The sequence below is a fragment of the Acidovorax sp. 35-64-16 genome (assembly GCF_002281195.1).
In the GTDB taxonomy this organism is placed as follows: domain Bacteria; phylum Pseudomonadota; class Gammaproteobacteria; order Burkholderiales; family Burkholderiaceae_C; genus Acidovorax; species Acidovorax defluvii.
Map to the genome: position 1 here is coordinate 48,712 of NZ_NCFM01000001.1, position 13,531 is coordinate 62,242.

Below are 13,531 nucleotides of genomic sequence, written 5' to 3' on the forward strand. Positions count from 1 at the left end.
TTGCTGCCTTCGCCGCACCTTCATGCAGATCGCCCCCATGCCAGAAACACCCCCCCCGACACCTGCCCAGTGCTTTACGCCCCAGGATACGGACGCCCTCTGGAAACTGGTCACCACGCCGCACCCGGTGGTAGGGAAAGCCCGCCATCTGGGGGAGGCCCTCTTGCATGCCGGCATCATCAGCGAAAGTGCCCTGCTCGACAGCCTGCGGGCCCAAAAGAGCGATCAGGAAAGAGGCATCCGACGCCAGATCGGCCAGATCCTGGTGGACCAAGGCGACGTGACGCAAGAGCAACTCAAGCACGTCATCGGCAGCTGGCTGGGCGAATACATGGTGAACCCCGCCCACCTGACGCCCGATGCGGTATCGCTGGCGCTGGTGCCCCGCGCGGTGGCCGAGCGCGAATCCGTGCTGCCGTTGCTGGCACGCGAAGACGCGCTGGTGCTGCTGATGGCAGACCCCTACGACCGCGTGCTGCTCGACGAACTGCGCTTTCTGACCCAGCGGCGCCTGATTCCGCTGCAGGCCGCGCCCGGCACCCTGATGCCGGCCATCTCCAAGGCCTACAGCGTGCATCTGCAAACCCCGGCGAGCACGCCACCGGGCGCAGGTGCGCACCGGCCCTCCGTACCCACCTCGCGGGCCACGTCGCAAGAGCTCGCCGTCAACCTCACCACGACGGCCCCCGACAGCGAATCCGAGCAGACCGACGTCATCAGCGAGTCAGACAACACCCTGGTGCGCCTGATCAACTCGGTGATTGACGAGGCCATCAACCACCGCGCTTCCGACATCCACATAGAAACCGAGCCCGCCCCGCAGAACGTGCGCGTGCGCTTGCGCATCGACGGGGAACTGACGCCCTACCTTGAGCTGCCCGCACGCTTTCGGTTTGCCATGGTGGCCCGCATCAAGATCATGGCCAGCATGGACATCTCCGAGCACCGCAAGCCGCAGGACGGGAAGATCGACTTCTCGCGCTTCGGCGGCCCGCCCGTCGAGCTGCGCGTGGTCACCGTGCCCACCTCGCGCGGTCTTGAAGACGTGGTGCTGCGCCTGCTGGCTGGCGCCAAACCCCTGCCACTGGAAGCCATTGGCCTGAGCCCGGCCAACCTGGTGGCCATACGCGGTGTGATGAAAAAGAGCTACGGCCTGGTGCTGGTGGTCGGCCCCACGGGGTGCGGCAAGACGACTTCGCTGCACTCGGTCATCCGCGACATCAACACCGCTGGCCGCAAGATCTGGACAGCCGAAGACCCGATCGAAATCACCCAGAGCGGGCTGCGCCAGGTGCAGGTGAACGCCCGCATCGGCTGGACCTTTGCCGCCGCCATGCGCACCTTTTTGCGGGCCGACCCGGACGTCATCATGATCGGTGAAATGCGCGACGAGGAAACCGCGCGCATCGCCATCGAGGCCTCGCTGACCGGGCACCTGGTGCTGTCCACACTGCACACCAATTCGGCGCCCGAGAGCATTGCGCGGCTGCTCGAAATCGGGTTGGACCCGTTCAACTTCTCGGACTCGCTGCTGGCCATCCTCGCCCAGCGCCTGGTGCGGCGCCTGTGCACCGCCTGCCGCGAGCCCCGGTTGGCCGACGAGGAAGCCCTGAACGATCTGGCCTCGCAATACCTCGCCAGCGGCACCAGCAACACGCCCGAGGCGCGCTCGGCGCAGGTGGCACGCTGGCGCAAACAGCATGGCGACGCCACCGGTGCCATGCAGCTGTGGCGCGCGGTAGGCTGCAAGGAGTGCGAGAACCACGGTTACCGCGGACGGCTGGGCATCCATGAGCTGATGATCAGCGACGACTCCATCCGACAGCACATCCGGCACCGGGCCCCCGCCTCGGACATCCGGCACTCGGCACTGGCGGCCGGCATGCTCACCCTGCGGCAGGACGGCATCGAAAAAGTGCTGCAGGGCCTGACCGACATGCCCGAAGTGATTGGCGCGACCAATCTGTGATCGACTTAATGCCAAATACGCCTCTAACCCTTATGGATAAAGCGCTAATAGCTATTTAAATAATAGCATTTCATGCACACATGCCCCCTGCGGCGCAGCACCCAGGCGGGGCCGCGGGCAGCAACGGCGCCCCGGCGGCCCCTGGATGCTTGCGCAACCGGCGATGCAGCGCGCCCCAGCCCTGTTCAACAAGCCTGTGCAGCCACGAGCATGTTGAGCAAATCTCTGATGCGCACCGGTTTGTTGAGCACGCAGGTAGCCCCCAGGGCCTGCACGCGCGTGGCGGCGTCGGGCTTCGCATCGGCCGCCAGCACGACAACCCTGGCATCCCGCGCCGTGGCGAACCGGCCCAGCCGCAGCTCGCCGAGCAGTTCCAGGGCCTGCTGCTCCTCGTGAAGATCCAGCACCAGGCCGTCATAGGTCTGCGCTGCCAGCAGCGTGCGGGCGCGGCCCACGCTGCTGGCCTCATGAAAATCCACCATGCCAAGATCACGGGCGACCATGACGATGGTGCGCCGCAACACAAACTGCGGCTCAACCAGCAAGATCCGGGGCAACAGCGCGGTCATTCGTCGCCCTCTTTTCCGGCCAGGGTCTCGTTTGCCAAGCGGCGAAGTGCATCCAGAATGGACAGCTCCACCGGCCCCAAGGTGCGCGGCACGGTGTCGATCACGCACAGCGTGCCAATGTGGTGCCCGCTGGGGGCACTGAGCGGGGCACCGGCATAAAACCGGATGTGGGGCTCACCCGTCACCAGGGGGTTGTCGGCAAAGCGGGGGTCGCTGCTGACGTCCTCGACGACAAACAGATCATTCTTCATGATCGCGTGCCCGCAAAAGGAGATGTCACGGGGGGTTTCTGTTGCCTCCAGGCCCACACGCGACTTGAACCACTGGCGTTGCCCATCCACCAGCGTCAGCAGGGCAATCGGCACGTTCAGTTGCTCGGCCACAAATCGGGCAAGACGGTCATAGCGCTCTTCGGGCGGGGTGTCCAGCAGCAACAGGTCGCGCAGGGCATCCAGTCGGTCGGCCTCGTCGGCGGGTACGGGTGCGGGTGTCATGGTAAATCCTGGGGTAAATCGTGCGGCGATAGGAGTGGAGGTCAGGTCGCTGGGCTCAGCCCAGCAGGTACGCCATCTGGGCGAGGTCGACCACCACCAGGTTGGCGTGGTCCACCGCGCCTTTGGCATTGATCAGCCCGAACTCGCCCATGGCGCCCATGCGCATGCCGCTGCGCCGCGCGCTGTGGGCGGGCAGCCAGTCCGTCAGGCTGTGGATGGCGATGCCCAAGGGCGCCGTCGTGCCGCCGGGCGCCTGGACAAGAACCGCCAGCTGCGGGTCTGCGAGTCCCTCCGACCTGGCGATGGCGGGCAGGCTGACGAGGCGAACCGTCTGGCCACGCCACGCCAGAAAGGCCGGTCGCCCCGAACAAAGGTCTTCCCTGGCCTGGGCGGGCAGTTCCACCACCCCCACAATGCCATCGACCGGGGACGCATAGCGTTGATCCGCATCGAACACCAGATAGGGCAAGGGCTCGGTGGCGTCGGGTTGCACGGCGCCGCCGGGCGCATGCAACGGGGCCGACGCACGCCGGCTGATGGATGCCTCGGGCGTCAGGCCAAAGAGTTTGGCGACATCCAGCACCTGCAGCCTGGCACCGTCTGGCAGCAGCGCCACGCCCGCCAGCAAGGGGTCGCCGGGTATGCTGGCCACGGCAGCCTGCGGCAGATCCAAAAACTGCTGGCACTCCGACACCGTCAGCCCCAGCAGCAGCGGCCCCTGGCCCAGCATCACCATCCACGGCGCGGACTGGCGATCGCTGGCCTGGCGGCCCTCGCTGATGTCCACCAACGGCAGCTTGCGGCCCTGCCACTGGCCGATGGCCCAAGTGCGCTCCTTGGGCCCCAGCGCCAGTTCGGTGGCGGGCACGGGGACCACACGCTCCACGGCGCTTACCGGCACCGCCCACTGCTCCACACCGATCCCGAACACGGCGTGGCGTTGTGTTGTGCCCACCTGGTGCGGTGCAGGGACTGCCGGTGCGCCCGTGGCCGCTTCTTCGGCGGGCTCCACCTGTGCCTGCTCGCACCAGGCCTGGCCCAGTCGCATCAGCCGCTCCACTTCCAGAATGCACAGCGTCGGCGCGCTGGCTGTCGCGGGCACCACCGACTCGAACAGTTCGTTGTCATCGGGCGCGTGGTGCACCCGCCGGATATCGGCCGCCGCCACGGCCTTCACGCCCAGCACCGCGTCCACCCGTATGCCCACCAGGCCACCCGCCTGCTGCAGCACCAGCAGTCTTTGCAATGCAGCGGAACCGTCGTCCCGGGTCTCCAGCGGCACCCAGCGCTCCAGCGCCACAACCGGCACCGCCGAACCTGCCACATCGGCCACGCCCAGCAACCCGCCGCTGCGGCGCGGCAGCGCTATCAGGCCCTGGGGCGGCAGTGGCAGGGCCTGCCAGACCTGCTCGATGGGAATGGCGATGTCGCAGCTGCCCACGCGCACATGCACATGCTGCGCAACCCCAAGCGGGGCGCTGGATGGGGACTGGATCACGTCGTCCACTGCGCAGCTCAAGTCGACTTGCGGGGGCTACCGCTGCCCTGAAGGTCTTCGAGCAGGCGGGCCACGTCCTGGGTCGAATGCTCCTGCTCTTCGGTGGCACTGCGGATCTCGCTGATGGAGCGCGTGGTGTTTTCCACCGCGCCCAGAATGCGCGAGAACGCCGCGTCCACATCCTCGGACAAGCGGCTTCCCTCCGAGACGCGGACCACCGTCTGGTTGATCAGCTTGGCGATCTCGCGGGCTGCCAGCGACGACTTTTCTGCCAGCTTGCGCACTTCGTCTGCCACCACGGAAAAGCCCACCCCTTGCTCGCCCGCGCGCGCCGCCTCAATGGCCGCATTGAACGCCAGCAAGTGGGTCTGGCTCGAGATCTCGCTGATGGTGTCGACAATTTCATGGATATCGGACGACGAGCGCTCGATGGCGATGATCGCGTCGCGCGAGCGGCGCACCAGCTGGCTGCCCTCGCCCGCCTCGCGCTGCGTCTGCTCGGCCAGCTCGGTGGAGCGGCCCGCGCTGCGCGCCAGCTGCTTGATCGATCCACTCATTTCCTGCAGCACGGCGGTGATGTCGTGCACCTTTTGCGCCACCGCGCGCTCGCGCTGCACCTGGGTGGTGATGTCAATCGCATACTTGACCACCTTGTAGGGCCTGCCATCGACATCGAGGATGGGGTTGTAGGTGGCCTGAATCCAGACCTCCGCCCCATGCTTGCCAATGCGGCGGTAGCGCGCGCTCTGGAACTTGCCCTCGCCCAGATCGGCCCAGAAGTCGCGGTAGGCCTGGCTTTGCACCAGGCCCGGCTCACAGAACATGCTGTGGTGCTGCCCCTGGATTTCGGCCAGGGTGTAGCCCATGGTGCGCAGAAAGTTGGGGTTGGCCAGCAACACGTTGCCCTGCATATCAAACTCGATGACCGCTTGCGACAGGCCAATGGCATCAATCTTGCCCTTGGTCTCGGCGGCCGATGTCATGTCGTGCGTGATGTCCACAGCGAACTTGACCACTTTGTAGGGCTTGCCGGTGACATCCAGGATGGGGTTGTACGAGGCCTGCAGCCAGATGTCGCGGCCATCCCTGGACAGACGGCGAAACCGCCCGGCAATGAAGTCACCACGGCCCAATCGCTCCCAAAGGCTCGCGTACTCATTGGACTGGGCAAACTCGGGCTGGCAGAACATGCGGTGGTGCTGGCCCACCACGGCCTCACGCCGGTAGCCAAAGGTTTGCAGGAAGTTCGCATTGGCGTCCAGCACCCGGCCCGTCAGGTCGAACTCGATCACGGCCTGCACGCGGTCAATCGCCGCCATCTTGCCCTCAAAGTCTGCCTGCTGCACCCGCTGCGCGGTGATGTCGGTGGCCAGCTTGACCACGCCCACCATGTGGCCCTCAGCGTCCCGCACCGGGTTGTACGAGGCCTGCAGCCAGACCGGCTTGCCCGCCTTGGTGATCCGCAAAAACACATCCTCGCGCACCTGTCCGGCGCGCAACCCATCCCACAACGCCCGATACGCCTCGCTGCTGGTCACCTCGGGCGGGCAAAAAATGCGGTGGTGCTGGCCCAGAACCTCGCTGGCGCTGTAGCCCATCAGGTCCAGAAACAAGCGGTTGGCCCGCAGTACCCGGCCCTCCAGGTCAAATTCGATCACGGCTTGCACATGCTCCAGCGCAGCCAGCAAGGCCGCTGTGCGTGCAGCCTCTTGTGGGGCGGTAGCGGGCGTATCCATTGAATTATTCATGGGAAAAAATGCCTGTTGTTGGGGCAAAGCGCCACTGACTGGGCGGCTTTGGGGGTCATTCAAGGTTGGTGGCACTTGCAAACAGCTGCCGCCCAAGGCATGCAGCGGGCCCGCAATTGCAACCATATGAAACAATTTCTCAGTATGGCGCAAATTTGCTTTTCCGGCATGGACAGCCATTGGCAACCGTAGCCGCCAGCAGGTCACTGAAGAAACTGCAACCCGGCCACCTCCAAAACTACACTGGTGCCCTGTGCTGTGAAACCGTGTTTCCACGCGGTCGCCAGTCGGTGGAACCCGCTCTGAAAATGTGTTCTGCCTGTTGAGCCTTTGTTATCCGTTACCTGCCCACCCCATGCTCCGCTACCTCACCATCCCCGTTACGGCTTTTCAACAAAACTGCTCCCTCGTCTGGTGTGATGCCACCCGGAAGGCGGCCGTCATTGACCCCGGGGGCGATCTCGAAACGCTACTGGCCGAAATCCAGCGCTCGGGCCTCGCCCTGGAGCAGATCTGGCTCACGCACGCCCACATCGACCACGCCGGAGGCACGGGCGAACTGGCCCAGCGCCAGTCGCTGCCCATCATCGGCCCGCATCCCGGCGACCAGTTCTGGATTGATGGCCTGCCACAGCAAAGCGCGATGTTCGGGTTTCCGCCCGCGCAGCACTTCACCCCCACGCGCTGGCTGCACGATGGCGACCAGGTGCAGATCGGCAACGAAACGCTGAACGTGCGCCACTGCCCGGGCCACACGCCGGGCCATGTGGTGTTCCATGCGCCGCAGATCGACCGCGCCTTTGTGGGCGACGTGCTGTTTGCCGGCAGCATCGGCCGCACCGACTTCCCCCAGGGCAACCACCAGCAGCTGATCGACAGCATCACGCAGCGCCTGTGGCCCATGGGCGATCAGACGGTGTTCATCCCGGGCCACGGGCCGGAGAGCACGTTTGCACGCGAACGCCAAAACAATCCCTATGTGGGCGGGACCTGAATGGTCCATCACATTCCTGTTTTTATAGCTGCTAGCGCTTGCCCAATAAGCGCTACAGGCCATTTTGGTCATTTTTTTACACCACAACACACTGCCCCGTGGGTGCAGGCATGCGGCTGCCACGCTGGTGTGCGCTGCACCCACGCCCTCGCCACCGCCCGGCAAAAGCACTGCCCACTATGATGTTGCTCTTTGTAAACAACATGTGAGCACCCGGCAGACGCCTCCCTCTGCCCGCCCTTTGTGCCATGAACACCACTTCCATTCCGATTCCGCCCCTGGAACCGCAGCGTGGCTCCAGCCTGGTGGGCAAGGCCTACTGGGTCATGCTGCAGCGGGTGACGCTGATTGCTGCGGCTATCGACGTGGGATACATCCTGCTGTTCATGGGGCTGGGCTCCCGGCCCCTGGCCATCGTCAATTTCCTGAGCATTGCCATGTACCTGGGGCCTATCGCCTCATCCAGAAGCGCTACAACGCCGCCGCGCTGGTGCTGATCTGGGTGGAGGTGCTCGGGCACGCGGCACTGGGATCGCTGCTGATTGGCTGGGACAGCGGATTTCACTATTACCTGCTGCTGTTCATCCCCGCCATCGTGGTCGCCAACACGCGCGGGTATGCCGCGCCCATGGTGCTGGCCCTGCTGGCGTATTACTTGGGCCTGCAGGCACTGTGCAGCCATTGGGGCCCGCTCGACCCACTGCCCGTGCGCAGCGTCCAGATCGTGAACTGGATGCACATCTGCCTGGTGTTTGCCATGTCGGCAGCGCTGGCGGCCGTTTACCGGCGCACCATCCTGATTGCCGGGAGCCGCCTGCGCAAGCAGGCCACCCAGGACCCGCTGACCGGCCTGGCCAACCGCAGCCACTTTGAAGCCCTGGCCGCCCATGCGCTGGCGCGCAGCCAGCGCGATGGTGCGCCGGTCACGCTGCTGCTGCGTGATGCGGACCTGTTCAAACGCATCAACGACCAGTATGGCCATGCCGTGGGCGACGCGGTGCTGGTGGCCATCGCCAACGTGCTGGCCGCCAACCTGCGCGACGGCGATGTGCTGGCGCGCTGGGGCGGCGAGGAGTTTCTGGCACTGATGCCCTACTGCCCGCTGGAGGCCGCCTGCGCCACGGCAGAGCGCATCCGCGCCGCCATCGCGCAGGCGCCGCTGGACGTGGCCCAGGCCCCCATCGCGCTGACCATGTCCTTCGGGGTGACCCAGGTGCGCAGCACCGAAGACCTGCACACCGCCATTGCGCGTGCCGACAAGGCGCTGTACCAAAGCAAAAACGCGGGCCGCGACCAGGTGAGCGTGGCGTAACCCTGGGCAGATCGCGCCCCTGAAAATTGGGTTAAATCAGCCTATAACGCTTGAAAAACAAGCGCGGAAAGCTATTAAAACAATAGCGTTTCGAACGATGCGCGCCCTTACCCGTTGCGCCGCGCGGCCTCGTACAACCCCTGCACCCTGGGCACGTTCTGCTCCAGCTCACGGATGCGTGCGGGCCCCGAGGGGTGGGTGGACAAAAAGGCCAGCCCCCCCTGCTTGCCGCCGGTGGCGTTGCCCATCTTTTGCCACAGGCTGACGGCGGCGGACGGCTGGTAGCCCCCGCGTGCGGCCAGCTCCAGCCCCACCAGATCGGCGTCGCTTTCGTCCGAGCGGCTGAACTGCAGCGTGAGCAGCTGCCCGCCCAGGCTGGCGGCGACGTTGCCCAGATCGCCCAGGCCCAGCAACTGCGAGCCCAGGCGCAGCGCCAGGTTGGTGCCCTGTGTCTTGGCGATGCGCTCACGCGCATGTTCGCGCAGCGCATGGGCCATTTCGTGGCCCATGATCATTGCGGCCTCGTCGTCGGTGAGCTTGAGCTGGTCGAGGATGCCGGTGTAGAACGCAATCTTGCCGCCGGGCATGCAAAAAGCGTTGACCTGCGAGCTGCCGATGAGGTTGACCTCCCAGCGCCACTGGCGAGCGCGGTCGTTCCAGGGCGCGGCATGGGGGATCAGCCTTTTGGCAATGGCATGCAGGCGCTGCAGCTGCGGGTGCCCTGCGGGTGCCAGTGCACGCTGGGCCTTGGCCTGCTGCAGCATCTGCTGGTACTGCTGGGCGGCAGAGTTCTCCAGCGTTTCGGCGGGCACCAGCTTGCGCAGGCTGGACGCAGAACCCACATCCACCTGCGCCAGCACCGGCGCCGCCGCACTGGCCCCCGCAGCCAGCAAGAAAGCACGGCGCGCCGACCAGGGTGACGAGCGCGCGACGCCAGGAGTGGGACAGAAAAGGCACATACAGGAAACTCCCGGATGGAATGAACACCTGACGAAATCTCAGGCAGCAAATAATAGGCACCGAACAATAGACTGCAAACAGACCGCCCATTGCAGTGCCACCGGCAGCGCAACCGGCACCACAATTGGCACCGCTGACGCCGGGCCCGCAGGCCGCCCGGGCACCCAGGCCTGGCGTCCCAGATGGAGGGCAGGCGCACTGGCTGCAAGGGTGTCGGCGATGATAGAGAAAACCTCCGGGCATCCATGTCAGACACATCCCCTTCTTCGACCCCCAGCCACACTGCAGAGAAGCCCCCCCGCACCCCGTGGCTCCAGACCCTGCGCGTGTACCTTGAGCCGGCCAGCCTGCGCATGCTGACGCTGGGTTTCTCGGCGGGTCTGCCGCTGTTGCTGGTGCTGGGCACGCTGAGCTTTCGCCTGCGCGAGGCGGGCATTGACCGCAGCACCATCGGCTATCTGAGCTGGGTGGGCCTGGCCTATGGCTTCAAATGGCTGTGGGCGCCGCTGGTGGACCGCATGCCGCTGCCGCTGCTCACGCGCTGGCTGGGACGGCGGCGCAGCTGGCTGCTGCTGTCGCAGGGCATGGTGGTGGCCGGCCTTGTGGGCATGGCGCTGGCCGACCCGCGGCTCACGCTCGGCCCCATTGTGTGGTGCGCGCTGGCGGTGGCGTTTGGCTCGGCCACGCAGGACATTGCGCTGGACGCCTTTCGCATCGAATCGGCCGACGCCAACCACCAGGCGGCGCTGGCCGCTTCGTACCAGACCGGTTACCGCCTGGCCATGATCTGGGCCGGCGCGGGCGTGCTGTGGATTGCGGCACGCGCCGAGGTGGCGCCCGCTGTGGCCCAGGTGGTGGGCCAAGGGGTGGGCCAGGCGCTGGCCCAGGGTGCGGCCGCCTACCAGAACGGCGCCTGGCAGGCGGCCTATCTGGCCATGGCCGCGTCGATGTCCGTGGGCGTGGTCACGGTGCTGTTCTCGCGCGAGCCGGTGCCCGTGGTGCTGCCACCCGCCAAAAATGCCGCCGAATGGATCAAGGGCGCCGTGGTCGATCCGTTTGCCGATTTTCTGGGCCGCTACGGCTGGCAGGCCGCGCAGATTCTGGCGCTGATTGCCGTGTACCGCATCAGCGACGTGGTGATGGGCATCATGGCCAACCCGTTTTATGTGGACATGGGCTTCACCAAGGACGAGGTGGCGGCCGTGACCAAGGTGTACGGCGTCATCATGACGCTGGTGGGCGCGTTTGTGGGCGGCGTGCTGTCGATGCGCCTGGGGGTGATGCGCATCCTGATGCTGGGCGCCGTGCTCAGTGCCGGCAGCAACCTGCTGTTTGCCTGGCTGGCGGGCCATGGGCACGACGTGACGGCGCTCATTGCCGTGGTGTCGGCCGACAACCTGGCCAGCGGCATTGCGTCGGCCGCCTTCATTGCCTATCTTTCAAGTCTGACCAACGTGAGCTACTCGGCCACGCAGTACGCACTGTTCAGCTCGATGATGCTGCTGTTGCCCAAGTTCGTGGCCGGTTTTTCGGGCGACTTCGTCGACTCGTTCGGCTACGCGCATTTCTTCACGACCACGTCCTTGCTGGGGCTGCCCGTGCTGGGGCTGGTGTGGCTGGCTTCAAGGGTTAAAACGCCCTCTAGCCCTTTACCATAAAGCGCAAGCAGCTATTTAATCAATAGCATTCAAACGCTGCACAGGTCGCACGGTTTACCGCATCTTTACGGAGGCTTCAACACTGCGAGACGCCTGCGGGCCACCATGGGGATCTGCCTGAACCGGCGCCACCACCCCACTACACTGCCACGATGAGCTCGCACCTGTTGATGATCGAAGACGACGCCCGCCTTGCACAGATGGTGGGCGAATACCTGGGCCAGTCCGGCCTGCATGTCACGCACCGCGCCGATGGCGCAAGCGGCCTGGCGCAACTGCAAGGCCCTGATGCGGGCCCCTTGCCCGATCTGGTCATCCTCGACCTGATGCTGCCCGACATGGACGGCCTGGACGTTTGCCGTCGCATCCGCGCGCTGCAGGGCCCCGCCGCCCAGGTGCCGGTGCTCATGCTCACCGCCAAGGGCGACCCCATGGACCGCATCATTGGCCTGGAGCTGGGCGCCGACGACTACCTGCCCAAGCCCTTTGAACCGCGCGAACTGCTGGCCCGCATCCGTGCCATCCTTCGCCGGCGCACCGACGGTGGCAGCCCGCCCGCCACACAGGCCCTGCGCTTTGGCACACTCGAGATCGACCGCGACGCCCGCACCGTCACCGTGGCAGGCGAGCTGGCCGATCTCACCTCCTACCAATTTGACCTGCTGGTGGCGCTGGCCGAGCGCGCGGGCCGTGTGCTCACGCGCGACCAGATCATGGAGGCCGTGCGCGGCCGCGAGTTGGAGGCTTTTGACCGCTCCATCGACGTGCACATGGGCCGCATTCGCGCGGCCATCGAGGTGGACGCCAAGAACCCGCGCCGCATCCTCACGGTGCGCGGCGTGGGCTATGTGTTTGCCAAGCAGCAGGATTGATGTGAAACAACCCCCTGTGGCGCTTCGCGCCTTCCCCCTTCTCTCGCATCGCTGCGCGCTGCGGGAAGGGGGACGCCGCCAGCGCTGCGGGGCGGCCCTTGCGCGGCGGCTCTGGCCTGGGCTGCGCCAGTTGCATGGGCTGCAGAACCAGGGCGTGCGGCATGGCGGTGTTTGATATTTTTTCGCGACGCCTGTATCTGCGCCTGTGGCTGGCGGTGGTGGGCGGTGTGGCCGTGCTCACGCTGGCCGTGGGCTGGGCATGGCGCATTGCGGCCGAGCAGAACGCGCAGCCCATGGCGCCACCCGCCCGCGAAGTGGTTCTGCGCGACAGTAATGGCCACACGCTGATCGCCGGACTGGCCACGCGCGTTCCGGGGCCGCCGGGCGAAGGCCTGGAGCTGCGCATAGACAGCGCCGATGGCGCCACCTACAGCCTGCAGTTGGCGCCGCGCGCCGACCGTGGCAACCACACGGGCCCCAACCGACGCCCCGAAGCCGCCTTCTGGACCCGGCCACCCTTTGGTTTTCTGTGGATGCTGGGCCTGGTGGGCCTGGCCGTGGCGGTGGGGGTTTATCCCATCATCCGCCGCCTGCTGCAGCGGCTGGAAACCTTGCAGCGCAGCGTGCAACGCTTCGGCGAGGGCGACCTGTCGGTGCGCGTGTCCGAGCAGGGGCAGGACGAAGTGGCCGATCTGGCGCGCCAGTTCAATGCCGCCGCCGCGCGCATCGAAGCCCTGGTCAAAACCCATAAATCGCTGCTGGCCAACGCCTCGCACGAACTGCGCTCGCCGCTCACGCGCATCCGCATGGGCCTGGAGTTGATGGGCGGCAACCAGCCTTCACCGGCATTTCGCGAGGAGATCCTGCGCAACATCGCCGAGCTTGACCAGCTGGTCGATGAAATTCTGCTGGCCAGCCGCCTGGATGCCCGCGAGGCCGATGTAGGCACCGTGGAGCTGGTCGACCTGATCGGGCTGGCCGCCGAGGAATGCGCCCGGGTGGATGCCGAGCTGGACGTGACTGCCGTGCCCGAGGGGCTGGAGGTGCGTGGCGTGGCCAAACTGTTGCGCCGTGCCCTGCGCAACCTGCTGGAAAACGCGCGCCGCTACAGCCAGGGCGACATCACGGTGGTGCTGCAGCGGCATGACGGCCAGGCACAGTTGAGCGTGCTCGACCGTGGGCCCGGCGTTCCTCCCGCCTTGCGCGAACGCATTTTTGAGCCCTTTTACCGCCTGCCCGGTGCCAGCGAACGTGCGGGCGGCGTGGGCCTGGGGCTGGCACTGGTGCGCTCGATTGCGCAGCGCCACAACGGCTCGGTGCGTTGCGAAGACCAGCCCGACGGATCTGGCGGCGCCTGCTTTGTGTTGCGCCTGCCGTTGCAAAGCCCACCCGGCACAGCGGCCCCGGCCCCGCAACGCAAGGGCACAGGAGCGAAATAGGGGTCTTCCGGGCTCAAC

Annotated in this window: 12 protein-coding genes; 7 read left to right on the top strand and 5 right to left on the bottom strand. The window is 66.1% G+C overall.

From position 1 onward, the window contains the following. Positions 1 to 37 precede the first annotated feature (37 nt). The gene (locus tag B7Y64_RS00260; RefSeq protein ID WP_291324433.1) at positions 38 to 1,969 is read left to right on the top strand and encodes a type II/IV secretion system protein; all 1,932 of its coding nucleotides are present in this window, start codon (positions 38 to 40) and stop codon (positions 1,967 to 1,969) included. Between the two features lie 185 nt (positions 1,970 to 2,154). On the opposite strand, the gene B7Y64_RS00265 is transcribed toward B7Y64_RS00260, so the two are convergent. From B7Y64_RS00265 to B7Y64_RS00280, 4 genes are read right to left on the bottom strand one after another with little or no spacing between them, the layout of a single operon-like run. Then, positions 2,155 to 2,538 (bottom strand): response regulator, encoded by a 384-nt coding sequence (locus tag B7Y64_RS00265; protein WP_291324434.1) that lies wholly within the window; start codon positions 2,536 to 2,538, stop codon positions 2,155 to 2,157. Continuing rightward, positions 2,535 to 3,032, bottom strand: a complete 498-nt coding sequence (locus B7Y64_RS00270; protein WP_291324435.1) for a GAF domain-containing protein — start codon at positions 3,030 to 3,032, stop codon at positions 2,535 to 2,537. The genes B7Y64_RS00265 and B7Y64_RS00270 overlap by 4 nt, the downstream gene beginning before the upstream one ends. A gap of 55 nt (positions 3,033 to 3,087) precedes the next feature. Beyond that, positions 3,088 to 4,539, bottom strand: a complete 1,452-nt coding sequence (locus B7Y64_RS00275) for a chemotaxis protein CheW (RefSeq protein WP_291324436.1) — start codon at positions 4,537 to 4,539, stop codon at positions 3,088 to 3,090. Positions 4,540 to 4,547: 8 nt separating this feature from the next. Continuing rightward, positions 4,548 to 6,278, bottom strand: a complete 1,731-nt coding sequence (locus B7Y64_RS00280) for a PAS domain-containing methyl-accepting chemotaxis protein (protein WP_291324437.1) — start codon at positions 6,276 to 6,278, stop codon at positions 4,548 to 4,550. A 355-nt stretch (positions 6,279 to 6,633) separates the two neighbouring features. Between B7Y64_RS00280 and B7Y64_RS00285 the strand changes: the two genes are divergently transcribed. The 3 genes from B7Y64_RS00285 to B7Y64_RS00295 all read left to right on the top strand — a co-directional run bounded on the left by B7Y64_RS00285 (position 6,634) and on the right by B7Y64_RS00295 (position 8,584). Further along, complete coding sequence (locus B7Y64_RS00285; protein ID WP_291324438.1) at positions 6,634 to 7,272, top strand: MBL fold metallo-hydrolase; 639 nt, start codon at positions 6,634 to 6,636, stop codon at positions 7,270 to 7,272. A gap of 248 nt (positions 7,273 to 7,520) precedes the next feature. Beyond that, positions 7,521 to 7,769, top strand: coding sequence for a hypothetical protein (locus tag B7Y64_RS00290; protein WP_291324439.1), 249 nt, complete (start codon positions 7,521 to 7,523; stop codon positions 7,767 to 7,769). Beyond that, positions 7,763 to 8,584, top strand: a complete 822-nt coding sequence (locus B7Y64_RS00295) for a GGDEF domain-containing protein (RefSeq protein WP_291328112.1) — start codon at positions 7,763 to 7,765, stop codon at positions 8,582 to 8,584. The genes B7Y64_RS00290 and B7Y64_RS00295 overlap by 7 nt, the downstream gene beginning before the upstream one ends. A gap of 107 nt (positions 8,585 to 8,691) precedes the next feature. On the opposite strand, the gene B7Y64_RS00300 is transcribed toward B7Y64_RS00295, so the two are convergent. Next, a complete protein-coding gene (locus B7Y64_RS00300; RefSeq protein ID WP_291328113.1) occupies positions 8,692 to 9,543 on the bottom strand; it encodes a M48 family metallopeptidase in 852 nt (283 codons plus the stop codon). 246 nt (positions 9,544 to 9,789) lie between these two features. On the opposite strand from B7Y64_RS00300, the gene B7Y64_RS00305 reads away from it, so the two are divergent. The 3 genes from B7Y64_RS00305 to B7Y64_RS00315 all read left to right on the top strand — a co-directional run bounded on the left by B7Y64_RS00305 (position 9,790) and on the right by B7Y64_RS00315 (position 13,513). Next, on the top strand, positions 9,790 to 11,202 hold the full coding sequence (locus tag B7Y64_RS00305) for an AmpG family muropeptide MFS transporter (protein ID WP_291328117.1): 1,413 nt from the start codon (positions 9,790 to 9,792) through the stop codon (positions 11,200 to 11,202). A 152-nt stretch (positions 11,203 to 11,354) separates the two neighbouring features. Beyond that, positions 11,355 to 12,074, top strand: coding sequence for a response regulator transcription factor (locus B7Y64_RS00310; RefSeq protein WP_024813709.1), 720 nt, complete (start codon positions 11,355 to 11,357; stop codon positions 12,072 to 12,074). Positions 12,075 to 12,235: 161 nt separating this feature from the next. Further along, a complete protein-coding gene (locus tag B7Y64_RS00315; RefSeq protein ID WP_291324443.1) occupies positions 12,236 to 13,513 on the top strand; it encodes an ATP-binding protein in 1,278 nt (425 codons plus the stop codon). Positions 13,514 to 13,531: the final 18 nt, after the last annotated feature.